Here is an 18,571-nt window from a genome sequence, read left to right on the forward strand (position 1 = left end):
TATAAAAACAAAATAAAGAGATAATATAATCAATAAATGCACAATTTATGATTAAACTAGTTGATTTTATTTTAGAGCACCTACCAGCTAATACTAGAGCATGCACAAAACTTGTTAATTCTTATTGTCTATTAAATTGTCACCTCAAAACATAGCAGACGCTGAATGTGAAGTGCAGATTTAACTCGACCGATTTAAGAGCCATGGCACAGTAAAAACCCAACAAATACGCCTTAATGCTGCTGTATATGGAAGTAATAAATTAAACGAAGTCTTAAATCGATTTATGTTTGAATTAGAAAACCATTTAAAAAATGTTATTTAAACACGGTAGTTACATCGCACCAGTTACAAGGTTTACTGCAAGTTAACTATAAAAACGTATCGAAAAATCAATGAGGTCCTGCTCAGGTATTGGTTTACTAAAATAATATCCTTGAGCTAGATCGCAACCAAGTTCTTTTAATATTGTGAGTTGTTCTTTTGTTTCTACGCCTTCAGCGACAACTTTTAACCCTAAACCATGTGACATGGCAATTGTTGCTTCTACTAAACTGTAATCCTCATTATTTTTTGTAATCCCATTTATAAAACCACGGTCTATTTTTAGTACATTAAACGGGTACTTTCTTAAATAACTTAACGAGGAATAACCTGTGCCAAAATCATCCATTGACAATATAACACCTAAATTTGTTATATCGTTTAATGTGTCAGTAATGCTGGACTCTCCACTCATTAAAACACCTTCTGTAATTTCAAGTTCAAGACTTTGAGGTTCAATGTTCGCATTTGATAACGATGTTTTGATAAAGTTAAACAGGCTCAGGTCTTTAAATTGACTAGGAGATAAATTTACTGCAATTGAAAAATTTCTGTTGAGCTGTTCTACGTTCTTCCATCGATTGAGTAAACTAAGTGACTCTTTAATAACAAACTCACCAATAGATATGATCACGCCTGTTTTTTCTGCAATAGGGATAAACTCATCTGGTGCCACACTTCCTAGTACAGGGTTTAGCCACCTGAGTAATGCTTCTGCCCCTATAATTTCGTTCTTTTTAACATCAAATTGCGGTTGGTAATAAAGAATGAATTCATTGCGCTGCAAAGCACCTCGCATTTGCTCTTCTATTGTTAAGCGTCGTTGGATTACAGTATTCATTTGATTAGTAAAAAACGAGTATGTATTTCGACCCAGAGCTTTGGCTTGATACATTGCCGTGTCGGCGTTTCTTAATAAGTCAGACACAGATTTGCCGTTATCTGGAAACATTGCTACCCCAATGCTAATTGTTAACATTAACTCTCGCCCCTCAATTGTGAAAGGTTCTCGAAAATTTTGCAGGAGTTTTTCGGCAATACCCACAGCATTTTGTTGAGTGGAAATTCCTTTTGACAAAATAATGAACTCGTCGCCACCTAAGCGACCAATTGTGTCAGCTTTTCTTAATGCCCTTTGTAAACGATTGGCTGTTTCAATTAAAACTTTATCACCTGCTTCATGACCTAGTGAATCGTTAATTTTTTTAAAATCATCTAAATCTAAGAAAAATACCGCTGCTTTTTCATCATTACGAGTCGCCTCAACTGTTAGCTGTGATAAACGGTCAAGAGCGAGTAAACGGTTTGGTAATTGTGTAAGGCTATCGAAATAAGCTTGTTTACGAATGAGTTGCTCTGATTGGTGTTGTTCTGTTATATCTCGAATAATTATCATTATTTGGTCGTATTTTAAAACTTTGTTAATTCTTGCTTCAAAATACACCTGCCCTTGAGGAACGGACAGCTCATATTTAAACGTTACAATTTCATCTTGTTCAATTGCTTTTTCTATGTAAACTTCAAACTTTTTAGCAACACTCTTCGGTAAAATATCAAGCATATTATTACCAACAAATTGGTCAGGAGAGACATAGAGGGCATCTTGATTATTAGCATGGTAATCGATAATTATTCCTTTATAGTCCATTAAAAAAAGCAAGTCTGGGATTGCTTCAAAAATGGTTTTTAGCATTTGTTCTTTAAATGTGGCAATGGCTTGGGCTTTTTTTACATCCGACAAATTAATGTCTATACAATACATTTGCTTGTTTTTAAATTCATTTTCAAACATTGCGTGGCTTGAATAAACGTATACGTCAGTTCCATTTTTATGTTTAAGTAATATTTCTGCAGCAGGGATTGCTACGCCTTCATTGATCCACTTTGTATGAGCCTCAATTACCATGTCTCTCATAGGGGCTGGTACTATTAATTCTTCTAGCTTCTTTCCAAGAGCTTCCTCTTGTTTATAGCCATAAAGGAGCTCACTCCCTTTGTTCCAATACACAACTCGTCTTTGATCATCATAACCTTGCACTGAGATTGAATTAACACTTTCAAATAATTGGTGCAATGAATCGTTAGTTACAAACTGTTTAGATAATTGATTCACAATTGAGTTGGCAGTCATGCTGTGACTATCTCCTTTAAAATTTCCTTATTTTATAATAGAAGTTAATTGTTGAATTTCCATACACATATATATTTAAAAAATAAGCTTAGGTTTATTATTAATTGTTGGAGCAATAAAAAAGGAGCCTTAGCTCCTTTATTACTGTTTTTAAATCCTATTTAGTATCATTAGGATGCTCAACACCCATCCAAGCTTTGAATAGGGCTTTTTGCTTCTCACTTGCTTGTAAATTAGCAGTTAACTTTTTAGGTTTATCAAACTTTTCAGTTAATACCAATGTGAGGCTTTGTAGTGCATCACGACGAATAAAGTCAATAACCACTTTATCTCCAGGTTTAAACGTCTCAAGGCTAGACTTTAAATCTTTATTAACATGGAGCTTATTAATAGCTACAATTTTATCGTTAGTTGTTAAGCCTGCTTTCCACGCGCTACCACCGCGTTGAACATGCGTTAATGTTAAAAGCTGGCCGGTATTTTTAGCCATTGCATCTATGCTGGCAATAGCCTCAGCACCTTTCGGTCGTTCAAAAGTCAAACCTACTTTATTAAGCAACTCGTCAAAATTAATATTTGCAGGTGAGTCAACATGCTCTTCCCACCAATTTGAATAATCGAGACCTGTCAGGTTTTGTAAAATGCTTAGTACGTCTTTTTCATCAAAGCCCGCTGGTAGCTTATGATTGTTATATAGTGCTTTATGCACATCACGGTAACTTACTTTACCCGCTGTTTTTTCTAGTAAGTCAATATCAAGTACCATTGACAACAATGAGCCTTCTGAATATATGTTGGTACTGTAGTTGCGTCCGTGATCCCCACCTTGGTTAATCCATTTATCAAAACTCGTTTCACTGGCACTTTGAACTTCTCTGCCTGGTGTTTGTAAGTGCCGATTTATGGTTTTTGTTAGGCCTTTAAAGAACTCATCTGTCGTTTCAATGCCTGAACGCACTAATAAATGATCCTCAAAGTAGCTTGTTGAGCCTTCTGCAATCCAAAGTAATTTTGAGTAATTCATATTGGTGTAATCGTAAGGTACCAATCCATTTGGACGATATGCTTTTACATTCCAAGTATGAATAAACTCATGAGCTGCTGTGCTTATGAAACCTAAATAATCTTCACGAGAGCCAAATCGATCACGCGGCCTTTGAATTATGGTCGAATTTAAATGCTCGGTTGCACCACCAGCGCCAGAAGTTGCATGCACCATAAACACGTAGCGCTCATATGGGTAACTATCCCAAATTACATTACCGGTTGTTACTAGCTTTTTAAGATCACGCAGCATTAATTCAACGTCGTAGTTACCCTCTCCCCAAATAACTAATTCGTACTCACGTCCATCAACGATAAATGAGTGAAGCTGGTTAATACCTGTTTCTATAGGCGAGTCCACAAGCACATCGTAATTAGCTGCCTTGAACGAATGAGTAGAATCTAAATTATCCATTCCAGATACTGAACGCCACTGCTTTGGAACATCTAAATTAACCGTTACAGGCTCTTGTCGAAATGATTCGCTAAACATAAAAAAGCCAGAAGCGTCTATAAAAGCGTGGCTATCATCAATATGGCGAGCACGTTTGCCAAGCTCGTTTGCATAGACCTGATACCCTACACTTACTTCCGTTGGTGTATCAATGTGAACACGCCATGTGCTGTGATCGATTTTTTCCCACTTTAAAGGATTACCCTCTTTATCTGTTGGGTTAAAGTAACGTACGCCATTGGCAAGATTTAGTATTTCATAACGGCCGGTGCGCCAAGAAGGTAATTTAATATCAAGATGGGCTTGTGCTGATTTAGGGAATTGAACGCGCACATCACCAAGATGGTGTTGGGGCTGTTCAATACTTAATGAGTAGTTAACATCTGCAAATGCAGATGCAGATAACGCAGCACAAATTGATAAAACTAATAACTTTTTCATAGAAACCTAATTAAGACCTTAATTGTATTCAAGGTTAACAAGCGAACATTTAAATGTGAATTAAAAGCGATAAACACTCATGTATACGAGTTTGTACGCACTAGGTTAATAAAATTATAGAGTTTTTACCGAGATAACTACACTTAATATAAATTTGTTGTAGACTTAGAATAATAAAATTACAAATCATGGTGGCTTGCCTAGGTGTCAGAAAAATCTACTGCTACAGAGAAAAAACTTAAACAAGCAATTGGTGCGCGCATGGCACTTGAAGACGCGCGAAAACATCAAGTAGACACCCTCTCTATTTTCTCATCTAAATTATCTTTAGCCTGTAAGGGTCTAGACACGGAGCTTGATAACAGACTTGCTAACTTTAGAAGCGCATTAAATAAAGGCGTTGGTTTTGACGATTTATTCCCTTTAATCGACGAAACAATAGAGCTGTTAAAAAAGCAAGAAGCCATACAACTATCGCAGCAACGTGACCTGCAAGAAAGTGTTTTATCTGCTGGCAGACAACTACAAAAAACCAAAGGCTTGCCAGAGGGTACACGCCGCTCGTTAAGAAACTTACTTGATCACGAAATGAATAACGTCCACTCCACTCATGACTTTATTCCGCTACTAGAAAAATTAATAAGCTTTTATCATCAGGCATTAAACACAAAGCTACGTGCTGATAGCAATATTAGCTGTGAGGCCACGCCTGCACTAGCGCAAAAGCTGCTTGAACTCGCTAACGACTTAGTTCTTGAAGATGAAGCAACTGTAGAAATTAAACGTATTAAGAGCATTATATCTGAAAGCGATAATTTAGGTTCTTTGCTCGATACGGCCATAAATATAATTACTGTTGTTGTTAAAAATATAAATAAAGAACGAGAATCAGCGCAAAGCTTTTTATCGTCGCTTAACCAAACAATTGAAGAACTACACAAATCAATAGTCGCTACAAGTAAGCACTCAACCTCAATGGGGACTGAGTTTGAAAACCTAAATAAAAGTATTAAAAGTAAAATAGAAAGCTTAAACGAAAAAACACAATCTGCGACTTCTATTTCATCATTAAAAGAGCTTGTTGATAATGAGTTAAAGTCGTTAACTCAAGACTTTATGGCAAAAGAAAAACTAGAACGCGAAGACAGAGAAATACTTGTATCTAGTTTTAATGAGATTAATGGCCGTATTGGCACGCTTGAAACAAAGCTTACAAAATACAAAAAACGCTTAAACGATCAACGTTTTAAAAGCCTGCTGGACGGGTTAACAAAATTACCTAATAGAGCCGCTTTTGACGAACGCTACAATCACGAAATGCATTTATTTAATGTTCAGCAATCAAATGTTACGCTGGTCGTTATCGATGTTGACCACTTTAAGTCAATTAACGATAGATTTGGCCACACAGCTGGCGATATAACGTTGCAAGTTATTGCAAAAGCATTACAAAAGTCGATAAGAAAATCTGATTTTATAGCACGATATGGCGGTGAAGAATTTGTGCTATTAATGAGCGAAACCACTGTTGATAATGCAGTTGCACCGCTTGAAAAACTCAGAAAGGTTATAAAAAGTATCCCGTTTAAATTTAAAGACAAGCAAATTGAAATAACTATCTCCGTAGGCGCTACGCAATTAAAAAAAGGTGATACGCCAATTAAAGCTTTTGATAGAGCCGATGACGCTCTGTATGAAGCCAAAAATTCAGGTAGAGACCGCCTTTGTATAAGTAAATAATGTCATTCGATTATAAATATTGTAAATGTATGACTCAGTAGTAATTTACATAAATAGCAAGGAGTACGCCCATGTTAATACAGTTAAACCCAACTGGTGTATTAGATTTACTATCTCAGTTAGAGGTTGATTTATTAGAACAATCTTCTACCAGCGAACGTTATAAATTATTTAGAAATTGTGTGTTAGCGGTACTCAATGTAGGCAGCCACACAGACGAAAGTTCGCAAATATACGACAAGTATAAAGATTTTGATATTCGCTTGCTCAGCCGAGAGCGCGGTATAAAAATTGAACTTGAAAACCCTCCAAAAACAGCCTTTGTAGATGGTGAAATAATCACCGGTATACACGAACATATATTTTCAGTTATTCGCGATATTTTATTTATTTGTCAAAAGTACGAAAAAGACCTGCAAGAACAAAAAGACCATAACTCATATGGTGTTTGATATGCTCAGAAATGCGCATGCACTTCGTGTAAACAGCGAGCCTAATATGGTGGTTTGTTGGGGTGGACATTCAATAAACGAAACTGAGTACAAGTACACCAAACAAGTGGGTTATGAACTTGGCTTGCGTGGATTGAATATTTGTACTGGTTGTGGACCTGGGGCAATGAAAGGTCCAATGAAAGGTGCCACCATTGGCCATGCTAAACAACGCATTAAAAACAATCGTTATTTAGGGTTAACAGAACCCAGCATTATTGCAGCTGAACCCCCTAACCCAATAGTAAACGAACTCGTTATTTTGCCAGATATAGAAAAACGGTTGGAAGCATTTATACGCACAGCTCATGCAATTATTATCTTTCCAGGTGGTGCGGGCACTGCCGAAGAACTATTGTACTTACTAGGGATTTTATTGCATCCAGATAACGAAAAGCAGTGTTTGCCCGTTATTTTAACAGGACCAAAACAAAGTAAAGATTACTTTGAAAAACTCTGTGAATTTATCGAAATGACACTCGGCAAAGAAGCATTAGACAAATTTGAAGTGATTATTGATGATCCGAGTTTAGTAGGTCAAAAGCTAAAATCTAAAATGGCCAATGTACGCGAGTATAGAAAAAGTGAAGGCGATGCGTATTACTTTAATTGGACGCTTAAAATTGATCACGATTTTCAGCAGCCTTTTGCACCCACACATGAAAATATGGCAAGCTTAGACCTACATTTGGATCAACCAAAACAACAGCTTGCAGCAAACTTACGACGTGCATTTTCAGGTATTGTTGCGGGTAATGTTAAAGATGAGGGTGTTCGAGCAATCAAAGAACATGGACCTTACACTCTCAGCGGTGAGCCTGCCTTAATGCAAGATATGGACGTACTTTTACAGGCTTTTGTTGATCAGGGTCGTATGAAACTCCCTGGTAGTAAGTATATTCCGTGTTACAAAATAAAAGCATGAGTCGTACAGTTTGAAACCCCATTTATTATTAATTGATGCGCTTAATTTAATTAGGCGCATTTACGCAGTTGATGCTAACCAAAAACATAGCAACGAAGAGCAATTAGTGCATATGTGCAGCGAACGTGTAGCTCAAGCATGCAAAAAAATGCTTCGCATAACGGATGCAACACATGCTATTGCGATATTTGATGGGGATAAAAGTTGGCGTTATCACTTTTATGAACATTATAAACACTCCAGAGCCCCAATGCCTGAAACGCTAAAAAGTGCGTTGCATCATTTTAAATCAGCAATAGAGGAAACCGGCATTGTTGTTTTTGAACCAAAAAATGATGAAGCTGACGATATTATTGCCACCCTTGCTTGCAAAGCTGCTGATAATAAAATCACGAGTACTATCGTATCCACTGACAAGGGATTTTTACCGTATTTAAACAGTGAAATACATATTTACGATTACTTTAAAAGGCAGCATTTAGATGAACCTGCAATACATGAACGCTTTGGGGTAGATAAGAATAGACTCGTCGACTTTTGGGCGCTTGCAGGCGATAAAACGAATGATATACCTGGTGTTAAAGGCGTTGGTATAAAATCAGCTCAACAGCTTGTTAATAATTACACCTCTATAAATGAAGCATTAAGTGATGAATTACTTAATTCAGGACTACGCAAAAAACTTGAAACCAATATGGATATGTACGTTATCTCCAAACAATTGGTTAGTTTAAGAACAGATATAAATTTAGGGTTTAGTTTAAAGCAGCTCAGGCTTAATTAGTCGCAAGTAAATAGCGTGTATTTATAGCAAAACGTATACTAATACCCGTGGTAGTATTTAAGGTAAATAGTGTTGAAAAAGTTTATACGGTATTTAATTTTAGGATTGGGGCTATATGCGCTCATTGCAACTTTGGTGATTGCTTTTTACAAAGACGATCCTCAAGCTATGATTTGGCAAGATCGAGAGTCATTTAACAAGCGCTACATTGAAAAACTTTCGCTAGATTCTCAAACTACACTCAATACCGTACTTGATTATCTTGGTAGCCCAGACCTGACATTTGCTAAGCGGGATAACGAACAAGTATTACAGATTATTTTTTATCGTACTCAGCATATTACGTCAGACGGGATAACGACAATGGATGAATGCACAGGTTTATTATTTAAAAATGGCCAGCTCATTTTATGGGGACCTAGTGCGTACAGTAAATATCAGGAAGAAATTGGGTGAAGGCATAATGGATGAGCCTCTTGCGAATCGTTTAAAGCAACTGCACGAAAATACGCAGCGTTTTTTAACCGGCTATAATAACAAAGAGCAATGGCAAGCCTTATACCCTATGGCTTGTAAATTAGCTGAACAATATAGAATCTTATACGAACACTGCCCTAATGCACTGTTGTCTAAATTAACGTTATTTAATCCTCAATACAGCTATTCGACTAATTTAGTTATAAGCCAATGTGTAATTACCGCCGGCTTATGCGCTAGCCAAAATTACGATAAAAAACTTACCGAACTTTATATTAGCGCTGCGCTTGTGGAGCATATATGTGTTTGTTCGCAGTTAAATAAGCTAGCTGAACAGTCTAAATTTAGTGCCAATGATAAAAAAATTTGGCAGCTTCGCCACCAATTTGCAGCAAAAATAATGTTGAGCTGCGGCAATAGCGCAGCCCCTATTACACATATACTCGCTAAACTAAATAAATATAAGCAAGCCCTTGTAAACACGCCTAAAACAATGCTTTACGATGGTGGAATTACGCTTGTTGCATTAGCTAATATAATAGCAATGAATATAACTCATACCCCTGCTAAAAAGCACATAAGTTTTTATCAAGCTTTGGCCGACTTATATTTACGCACGCCAAATCTGTTTGCACAACATTTGGTGAAGTCTTACGTGGCCGACGTCGGACCCTTTTTAGCTGGTAGCCGAGTTATATATCAAGATCAAAGTATGGTTTATTTAGCGACCGACAAACAAAACCGACACATTTTAGTTAACTCAGAAAATAAACAGAAATTAGCTTGGTATAGAATAAAAGCGTCACTAAAAGACAATCCCAAACAATGGAAGTGTGCAGATAAAAAGCTTATATACAGTGTATGGAACAGTGAACATATTACTATTAACCAGCCAAGCAGTTTAGATAAACCAAGGCAACTAATTGAGTTAATTAGTCAAATTAAAGTTAACCAAGAATATAGTTTTAAAGGTTTGAATAAAATAATGGGTCATCACCCTGAGATTATTGCGCGAGTATGTGAAGCCGTAAAACCTTATAATAAAGAACATCAAGCAGCTAAAGATCTCCGCCATAGCTTGTCGATGGTTGGATACAATAATGCACCTGCGATTATTCAGCGCGTTGTATTTGAGCAATTGGTGAATTCAACACCCCATCCACTACAAAGGTTTATAGTAAATAGATTAGACAGCTTAGTAAAAATAATGGCTTTATTGGTAGCACCTAATAAGCAGTATCAATTTGAGCACATAACTTTACCTCTGTATGCATATACTCATTTTATGTTAACCCAATGCAGTACTCACTTAACACGAAAAATAGCTATCGATGAAGTGCCTAACAAAACGCTAAGTGCACCATTTAGTGCATTTTTTGGTGTAGAAAGTATTAAAAATGAACACATCGAATCATTGTTTTCACAATTGCTGAGCGATAACCCTTGGGCAAACACATTGTTACAGGCAGAGCACACAGCAAAAAAACAGCTAACAAATAAACATAAGCTATGGGTCGCTTTAAAAGTAATTGCGCAACAGGTTTTCAAACCAGAACTAAAATTAACCCCATGGCAACAGCAAACTCTTAGTGAACAACTAAAATTAAATGGCTGGAATGAAGAGCGGACTTTTTACGACCAATTAGGAAATCTTCAAATATATAACAATATTTAGTTCGGTTATTACCACTATAAATACAGGTTATACCCATTATTTATTCTATAAACTGGCAAAATAAGCGTTAAATTGGTATAAATGCGCCCTTAAAATTTTCAACCATTCACATAAATGACCTAACAAGCAGCTACTCTCTCAGAGTAATTATTTATGTGCACATCAAACTCTTTAAAGGAAAAGATAATGGCCAAACAAACCATCACAGTGATCAAAGGCGACGGCATCGGTCCTAGCATCATCGACTCAGCACTTGAAATACTAAAAGCCGCAGGATGCGATTTTGATTATGAATTTGTTGATGCTGGCCTAGCCGCTCTAGAAAAAACAGGTGAGTTACTTCCACAAGAGACAATTGATACAATTGCTAAAAACAAAATCACACTTAAGGGCCCGTTAACTACCCCTGTAGGTGAAGGTTTTACGTCTATTAACGTAACACTGCGCAAGCAATTTGGCTTATACGCTAACGTACGTCCAGTAAAATCATTTGTAGGCACTAAAGCACGTTACGATGATATTGATATCATCACTATTCGCGAAAACACACAAGGTATGTACTCAGGCGCTGGCCAAGTAGTGAGCGAAGACGGCAATGAAGCAGAAGCAAAGTCTGTAATAACGCGTGAAGGCGCTGAAAAAATCGTAACATTTGCTTATGAGCTTGCGGTACGAGAAGGCCGTAAAAAAGTAACAGCGGTTCACAAAGCGAACATTTTAAAATCTACTTCTGGCTTATTTTTAAAAGTTGCTCGTGAAGTAGCTGAGCGTTACCCACAAATTGAATCAACAGAGATGATTGTTGATGCAACGTGTATGAAACTTGTAATGACACCAGAAGAGTTTGACGTTGTTGTAACGACTAACTTATTTGGTGATATTTTATCAGACCTATGTGCTGGCTTAGTAGGCGGTTTAGGTATGGCACCAGGTGCAAACATTGGTGAAGATGCTGCAATTTTTGAAGCTGTGCACGGTAGCGCACCAGATATCGCGGGTAAAAACCTAGCAAACCCTACCTCAGTAATTTTAGCGTCTATTCAAATGCTAGAGCACTTAAACATGGGTGACACAGCTGAACGTATTCGCAGCGCTGTTGCTGATGTAATTAAATCAGGTGACCGTACTACACGTGATTTAGGTGGCAGCCACGGAACAACTGATTTCACACAGTCAGTGATCGACCGCCTGTAATTTAATAAAACGTTCAAAAAGCCAGCATTTTTGCTGGCTTTTTTTATGCCATTTAAGTGCGTTTAAATCTAATTGAAATTAACAATATAAGAATTAATAACCCGCCAAGCGCCCCTCCACTAGAGCTTGAACCGCTATTAGTTTGAGATTGTGCTACCGTTACGGATAAGTCATCACTAATAACCTCTCCCGTAATTGTGTCGGTTATAGTTAAAGTAACAGAATAACTGCCCGCATTTTGATAAGTATGACCTGGGTTTTGAACTTGAGAAAGCTCACTGCCGTCACCAAAATCCCAGCTATATGTATAATTTTTAAACCCACCTAACACATCAGCGTTAAATTGGACCGTTAAATTATTTGTTGAAAAACTGGTATTAACTGCGAGTGGAACATTGACGTTTACATTAACGTTTTGAGATACCGACATTCCTTGGTCGTCAGTCACTGTTAGAGACAATAAATAATCACCCGAGTGTAAATAGTCATATGAAATGGCTTGTGATGCTAGCGAACTGCCATCGCCTAAATTCCACAAATAACTGTATGGTGCTAACCCTCCTGCAACTTCAGCTTTTGCCGTTAGTAGCCCTTGTGTTATTTCGTAATCAATTTCAGTGATACTCAGGGGTGCGGCAATAATGACTGTTGTTGTTGCTACTTGCTCTTCTTCACCGTTGCTTGCCGTAAATGTTACATCATAGCGTCCGTAACTCTCAAAAACGTGCGAAGGGGATAACTCAGAACTTGTTCTGCCGTCACCAAAATCCCAAGTAAACGTATCAGATGGCGAAAGCGTCAATCCATCAACTGTAAAATCTGCTGTGAAATCTGAGAGTGAGTAACTAATGCCATTTGATGGCTCGTAATTTAATAATATTTCTATGCTTTGATTATCGTTTTCTTGGTTTGTGAGCGTAAAACCAAAGCCAACTTGTGGTAATTTAACACCCGATTCAGTTTGTTCTGCAAAGCCATAGTCCATCTCGTCACTAAAAGAGCTGATAGCAGATAAATCGTCATCTCCTAGCCCTGCTCGTTGAGCATAAAGGCTAAATGCGGCATCTCTTATTTGAATAGCGGTGTTTGCTGGTGATTGCGTGCCTCCTTTATTGATAGCACGCTGATCTACGTCAACAACCAATGCAAAACCACTACCGGGGTGCTCAGTTGTATTGTTATCAGTGTGCGAATCATCGCTGTACCACAGTAATAATCCCGGCGAGTAACCTTCTTTTTGTAATCCACTATCTATACCCGAATAGTCACGTAACTGCAGGTAGTAGTAAGATGGCATAGCAAATACATAACTCCCTACTTTTGCAAACCCGGATAAGGTCGTATTACTTTGAGTTTCTGCGTTATTTTGCCAAATTAATGAACCATTTTGCTCAATGCGCATATCGTCAATAACAAAACCATAATAATGCGTATTAGCGTCTGTTAAGTATTGTACTTGTAACTCTATTGTTTGCCCTGCATAAGCAGATAAATCAAATTGATGCGTTAAGTATCCGTTAGGAAGTTGTGCATCAGGATTTAAAAATGAATCACCTGTAATATAAGGACCAATATTGCCATAGAAAGGGTTAGTAGGTTGCGTATAGTTACCCGCAATTGGCACACCATTAACCTTTATTTGAACTAAGTCATAATCTTGCTCAATGCTATAAAAAGCAACAAAGCTCAGCATAAGCGATTCTGTCGTGCTTGGTAAATTAATGGTGTTCACTAAACGAGTATTAAGATTATCGCCGGTATTTGAATAATATTGAAAAACGCCTTCGACTGGCGTTTTAAATTTTTCAAGCCTTGGTGGCAATGTGACCTTTACTTGGCTTTGTGATTTAGACGTACTTGATGCGTTATTAATCACTTGCACTGGGTTCGTAACAACCTCATCCATATCAAGGCTAAGCTGGTTTACCCAATTACCTTGGTAGCGTGTTTGAAGATATTCTAGCGCATATGGGCTAAACATTACTGGCTCAGACCCTCGTGGTGAACCCGCCCACGTACCTGACGACATAACCGACCATGAGGCGACAGGCTCACCTACCGTATTAGACTGTAAATCGTATTCATCTTTTAAACCTAAATCGTGCCCAAACTCATGAACAACAACACCAATGGCGGCATCAATAGGGTTTATTGTGTATCCAAATAGCTTTATATCACTCCCAACAACTTCAGTTGGTTGGCTATTTTCGTCTAAAACATAATAACGATGTGACCAAATTGCATCTGTTGATAAATAACCCCCGCCCGACTCTTCACCAATACTAGAATGAAAAATCATAACATGATCGATTATCCCATTTGGTTCGTCGGTAATACCATCACCGTCTATGTCATCAAGATCAGTTAAGTCATAATCAGCCAAATTAATATTAAATTGTGCAACCGCTTTTTCAACAGCTTCTTTTACAAGGCTCGGCGCATTTTTATCTCGGGTAGAGCCTAAACGTTCACCATAAAATTTAGCGTTATTATTTGCAGTTACCCACCCGTAAACTTGCCCTTCAAAATTAAGGCTGTTGCCAGAAGCCGCTTTATAATAATCGGCCGCCGATAAAAGAACCTGTCCGTCAGGGCCTTCATAGCCGTTAGTGTTAAACAGCATCTGCTGGTAATGATCGTGGGAGTAGTCGGTATAAAACATATCAGTGTCTTGGGGAGTTAACTGGTTTTCGTCGTGCTTTAAATCAGGAAAATCAACTAAAATAGTTAATACTTTAACGGTATTGACTCGATCATCTGGGGTTAACCCCGCTGAAAAACTAGATTGTTCACTAGGTAAGAGCCCCTTTTGTATTGAGTTATATGTCGATAAACGAGGTAGCTGACTAAACCCATTTTTTAACGCTACTTGCACAGGTGATTTGTTATTGATGTATTCATTGTAAGACGCTTCTAACTCATCGGAAGTTAAGTCTTCTTTTTTATTAAGCCAATACAAAATTCGTTCTTTGTTGGTCACACCTACATCGTGCGGAGTAGATGTTTTAGCTACAGTTATAGAGCTAAACAACGTAGTAATAAGAGTAAGTAACGCTATTTTGTTCACTGTATATTCCTCAAACAATTTGTTAAGCACATCATACCTAATAACAACTATTTAAACATGTTATAAACCAGCTTAAAGTATACGTAAGCAATCTATAATTGCTTACTACTAAAACAACAGCAAACAAAGCAAAAACAAGCGCACTGCATATTATCTCCCTAAAAACTTCAAATCAAACGCACAAAAAGCAACAAACCACTAAAAAACAATAAAAAACGAATTTAAAATGCAAAAAACAACATTCAAGGTTGACATAAACACTTAAAACACTTAAAAATAAACCCATATAAAATTTCACATCAAAGCAGTGTTTTGCTGAGTAGAGTAAATAACTATGAAAACACAATTTAACCTTCTAGTCGTTCTCGTACTGGTCTTAGTAATAAGCCCAGCGGGGATGTATTAAAAGGTAATACTGCTTTTTAAAAACCCCCGCACCACGGCGGGGGTTTTTTTATGCACAAAAAAAGCGCAGAGGAATGAGGATGAGCAAACAAGAGTATAATGGCTCTGAACTAGTCGTTCAGGCATTAAAAGAATTAAAGGTAAAATATATATTTGGCTACCCAGGTGGCTCAGTATTAGATTTATACGATGCACTTTTTCAACAAAATGATATTGAGCACATCTTAGTTAGGCATGAACAAGCAGCAACACACATGGCTGACGGTTATGCACGTGCTACTGGTGAGGTCGGTGTTGTTCTTGCTACTTCAGGCCCTGGTGCTACAAATTGTATAACCGGTATTGCAACTGCGTACATGGACTCAATTCCGATGGTTGTATTATCTGGGCAGGTACCTACTAGTCTAATTGGTGACGACGCCTTCCAAGAAACAGACATAGTTGGTTGCTCTCGACCAATTGTAAAACACAGCTTTAACTGCAGAAGTGCACAAGAAATACCTGCAATTTTGGCAAAAGCTTTTTATATTGCAAGCACTGGTCGCCCTGGGCCTGTTGTTGTTGAGCTACCAAAAGATATGCTTAATCCTGCTGTCAAATTTGAATACGACTTCCCTGCAACGACTGAACTTCGAACTTACAGCCCAAATACCAAAGGCCATTCAAAACAAATTAGAAAAGCAGTGGCCGCTATATTGGAAGCTAAAAAGCTAGTTATATATTCTGGGGGTGGCATTATCATCTCAAACACCTCAGAGCAATTAACACGCTTAGTAGAATCATTGAATGCACCTATTACCAACACTTTGATGGGTCTGGGTGGTATTTCAGGGGTTCACCCCAATTTTATCGGTATGCTCGGGATGCATGGCACGCTAGAGGCCAACAAAGCTATGGCAAATGCCGACGTTATATTAGCATTAGGCGCTCGCTTTGATGATCGGGTTACAAATAACGTTAAAAAGTTTTGCCCTAATGCAACTATTGTTCACGTAGATGTAGACCCTACCTCTATTTCTAAAACCATTAAGGCGCATATACCTGTGGTAGGTTGTTTAGACACTGTACTTAAACAACTACAAGATGGAATAGACAAAAGCACAATTCAAATAGATCGCAGTGCACAAGAAGATTGGTGGCGACAAATTATTAGCTGGCGCGAACAAAAATGTTTGGGTTACAAACAAAGCCCTTCAGAAAAAATCAAGCCTCAAGCTGTCATTGAAGCGCTTTATAAAGCAACAGACGGCGAAGCATACATCAGCTCTGATGTAGGGCAGCATCAAATGTTTGCAGCACAGTATTACCCATTTAAATACCCTCGCCAATGGATCAATTCAGGCGGATTAGGCACTATGGGCTTTGGTTTACCGGCTGCCATGGGCGTTAAGCTCGCATTTCCTGATAAAGAGTCGGTGTGCGTAACTGGCGATGGTTCTATTCAAATGAACATTCAAGAGCTTTCTACGTGCTTGCAGTACAACTTAGCCGTTAAAGTCGTCTCTCTTAACAACCGCTCATTAGGAATGGTACGCCAATGGCAAGATATGGTGTACGGCGGTCGTCATTCATCATCTTACATGGACTCACTACCTGACTTTATAAAATTAGTTGAAAGCTATGGCCACGTTGGTATTCAGGTAAACACACTTGACGAGCTTCAACCCGCGATTGACAAAGCAATGAGCATAACGGATCGTCTAGTATTTTTAGACATACTTGTCGACGAAAAAGAACATGTGTACCCAATGCAAATTAAATTAGGTGGCATTGACGAAATGTGGTTACGTAAAGGAGTTAAAGCATAATGCGTCGTATTTTATCAATATTATTAGAAAACGAACCCGGTGCACTATCTCGTATTGTTGGACTATTTTCACAACGAGCATATAACATTGACAGCCTAACGGTAGGTACTACTGACGATCAGTCTTTATCGCGTATTACCATAACAACAATGGGTGACGACCGAATTGTTGAACAAATTACCAAGCAAGTTAACAAGCTCGTTGATGTATTAAAAATTATTGATTTAACAGAAATGAGCCACATTGAACGAGAACTACTCCTTGTAAAAGTATTTGCACAAGACGAAACAACGCGTGCCGCAGTTACTCGTGTAGTAGATGTGTTTAAAGGTGATATTTTAGATATGGGCCGTCAGAGTTACAGCTTACAACTTGTGAGCAGCACAGACAAAATAGAATCATTTTTAGATACGCTACGCCATGAAACAGATATCATAGAAGTTGTACGTTCAGGTGCAGTTGGAATTGGTAGAGGCGATAAAGCCTTAAAAGCATAACTTTTCAAATACTGAGCCGTTACATTACGGCTTTTTCAACACAAAAAAAAAGGGCTTATTAGCCCTTTTTTCAATTAATTTGTAAAACCAATTATAGGTTTACTTGGTCTTTAAGACCTTTACCTGCTTTAAAGCTTGGGATAGTTGCCGCTGCGATTTGGATCTCAGCACCCGTTTGAGGGTTACGGCCTGTGCGTGCAGCACGTTCTTTAACTGAGAAAGTACCAAAACCAACTAATGCTACTGAATCACCTTCTTTAAGTGCAGAAGTTACAGCGCCAGTAAACGCGTCAAGAGCACGTGTAGCAGCGGCTTTAGAAATTTCCGCGTCAGTAGCAATTTTTTCAACTAATTGAGCTTTATTCATTGTTAGATTCCTATTCGTTATTATTTTGCCTTCGCAAAACCTATCTTTATGTATTTTTTAAAAGTTAGCAACAGCAAATTGCAATTTTTAGTTAAAATCTTATAAAACACATAAAATTATATTAATTTCCGCTAAAATACAGCATCTTGTGTTAACAAAGACTTAATTTTTGTACAATTTTGGTGCATGTTAATCAGCATATAAAAACTATATTTTTTCGATAACTAAGGTCACTTCCCCGACCTCGACACCAAACTTAACAATAGATGTGCGGTTAATCAAGCGCGATTGTGTTACCAAGTACATCCAATCATCAAAATTAACTTCTAAAGTGCTTCCGTCATAAGGGAGTTCTACGTTGTAGTTCCAATGAAATACACTGCCATCACTCTTACCTTGCGCAACGCCAAGAACGTCTGCAGCAGTCCCTGTAAGGGTGTTATCGTCATTAAGGGTTATTTTCCAGATGCGTTTTTGTGTTTCACCATCATCATACACAAAGTCTTCTTCTATGACGCCCTGGTTGCCCTCCCACGTAGCGTTCATATCAACGACTAACTTACGGGTTAACTCACCTTTAAAGTCTTGCACTATGCCATATGCTTTTAATTTGCCGCTAAAGAAAGTTTTAAAGTCAAAATTGGGAGTTGTTTTACTGTAGTGTTCTACATTAGGCGCTGAGCAACTAACCAAAAAAAGTGCAAATACACACACAAAAATCGTTTTTAACGCGTTATTAATAATCAT

The 18,571-nt window shown here is 37.8% G+C and carries 12 protein-coding genes and 1 pseudogene; 8 read left to right on the plus strand and 5 right to left on the minus strand.

All coding sequences use genetic code 11. The features are described 5' to 3' along the window. Window positions 1-367: 367 nt before the first annotated feature. The gene (locus P20480_RS10400) at window positions 368-2,455 is read right to left on the minus strand and encodes a bifunctional diguanylate cyclase/phosphodiesterase (protein WP_008129171.1); all 2,088 of its coding nucleotides are present in this window, start codon (window positions 2,453-2,455) and stop codon (window positions 368-370) included. Window positions 2,456-2,612: 157 nt separating this feature from the next. Beyond that, window positions 2,613-4,394 carry a M61 family metallopeptidase gene (locus P20480_RS10395; protein WP_008129173.1) on the minus strand — a complete coding sequence of 594 codons (1,782 nt, stop codon included), beginning with the start codon at window positions 4,392-4,394 and terminating at the stop codon, window positions 2,613-2,615. 204 nt (window positions 4,395-4,598) lie between these two features. On the opposite strand from P20480_RS10395, the gene P20480_RS10390 reads away from it, so the two are divergent. The 6 genes and pseudogenes from P20480_RS10390 (at window position 4,599) to P20480_RS10370 (ending at window position 11,680) form a co-directional block, all read left to right on the plus strand. Then, the gene (locus P20480_RS10390) at window positions 4,599-6,134 is read left to right on the plus strand and encodes a GGDEF domain-containing protein (RefSeq protein WP_008129175.1); all 1,536 of its coding nucleotides are present in this window, start codon (window positions 4,599-4,601) and stop codon (window positions 6,132-6,134) included. Window positions 6,135-6,205: 71 nt separating this feature from the next. Then, window positions 6,206-7,550 (plus strand): annotated as a pseudogene (ppnN, locus tag P20480_RS17990) (nucleotide 5'-monophosphate nucleosidase PpnN). Between the two features lie 10 nt (window positions 7,551-7,560). Next, a complete protein-coding gene (gene xni / locus P20480_RS10385) occupies window positions 7,561-8,334 on the plus strand; it encodes a flap endonuclease Xni (protein ID WP_008129180.1) in 774 nt (257 codons plus the stop codon). A gap of 69 nt (window positions 8,335-8,403) precedes the next feature. After that, complete coding sequence (locus P20480_RS10380) at window positions 8,404-8,790, plus strand: DUF3192 domain-containing protein (RefSeq protein ID WP_033025357.1); 387 nt, start codon at window positions 8,404-8,406, stop codon at window positions 8,788-8,790. Window positions 8,791-8,797: 7 nt separating this feature from the next. After that, window positions 8,798-10,486, plus strand: a complete 1,689-nt coding sequence (locus P20480_RS10375) for a hypothetical protein (RefSeq protein WP_033025369.1) — start codon at window positions 8,798-8,800, stop codon at window positions 10,484-10,486. 186 nt (window positions 10,487-10,672) lie between these two features. Beyond that, complete coding sequence (locus P20480_RS10370) at window positions 10,673-11,680, plus strand: isocitrate dehydrogenase (RefSeq protein ID WP_006793428.1); 1,008 nt, start codon at window positions 10,673-10,675, stop codon at window positions 11,678-11,680. A 52-nt stretch (window positions 11,681-11,732) separates the two neighbouring features. On the opposite strand, the gene P20480_RS10365 is transcribed toward P20480_RS10370, so the two are convergent. Continuing rightward, complete coding sequence (locus P20480_RS10365) at window positions 11,733-14,747, minus strand: immune inhibitor A domain-containing protein (RefSeq protein WP_008129188.1); 3,015 nt, start codon at window positions 14,745-14,747, stop codon at window positions 11,733-11,735. Window positions 14,748-15,232: 485 nt separating this feature from the next. Between P20480_RS10365 and P20480_RS10360 the strand changes: the two genes are divergently transcribed. Continuing rightward, complete coding sequence (locus P20480_RS10360; protein WP_008129190.1) at window positions 15,233-16,960, plus strand: acetolactate synthase 3 large subunit; 1,728 nt, start codon at window positions 15,233-15,235, stop codon at window positions 16,958-16,960. Then, the gene (gene ilvN / locus P20480_RS10355) at window positions 16,960-17,457 is read left to right on the plus strand and encodes an acetolactate synthase small subunit (protein WP_006793425.1); all 498 of its coding nucleotides are present in this window, start codon (window positions 16,960-16,962) and stop codon (window positions 17,455-17,457) included. Before P20480_RS10360 ends, ilvN begins: the two co-directional genes overlap by 1 nt. A 91-nt stretch (window positions 17,458-17,548) precedes the next feature. Here ilvN and P20480_RS10350 read toward each other — a convergent pair whose 3' ends face one another. Together P20480_RS10350 and P20480_RS10345 are read right to left on the minus strand one after the other, a co-directional pair. Then, a complete protein-coding gene (locus P20480_RS10350; RefSeq protein ID WP_006793424.1) occupies window positions 17,549-17,824 on the minus strand; it encodes an HU family DNA-binding protein in 276 nt (91 codons plus the stop codon). Between the two features lie 207 nt (window positions 17,825-18,031). Next, window positions 18,032-18,571: a DUF3833 domain-containing protein gene (locus P20480_RS10345; RefSeq protein WP_008129191.1), complete on the minus strand. Its 540-nt coding sequence runs from the start codon at window positions 18,569-18,571 to the stop codon at window positions 18,032-18,034.

It is taken from the genome of Pseudoalteromonas sp. BSi20480 (genome assembly GCF_000241365.1).
Taxonomy (GTDB): Bacteria; Pseudomonadota; Gammaproteobacteria; order Enterobacterales; family Alteromonadaceae; genus Pseudoalteromonas; species Pseudoalteromonas marina.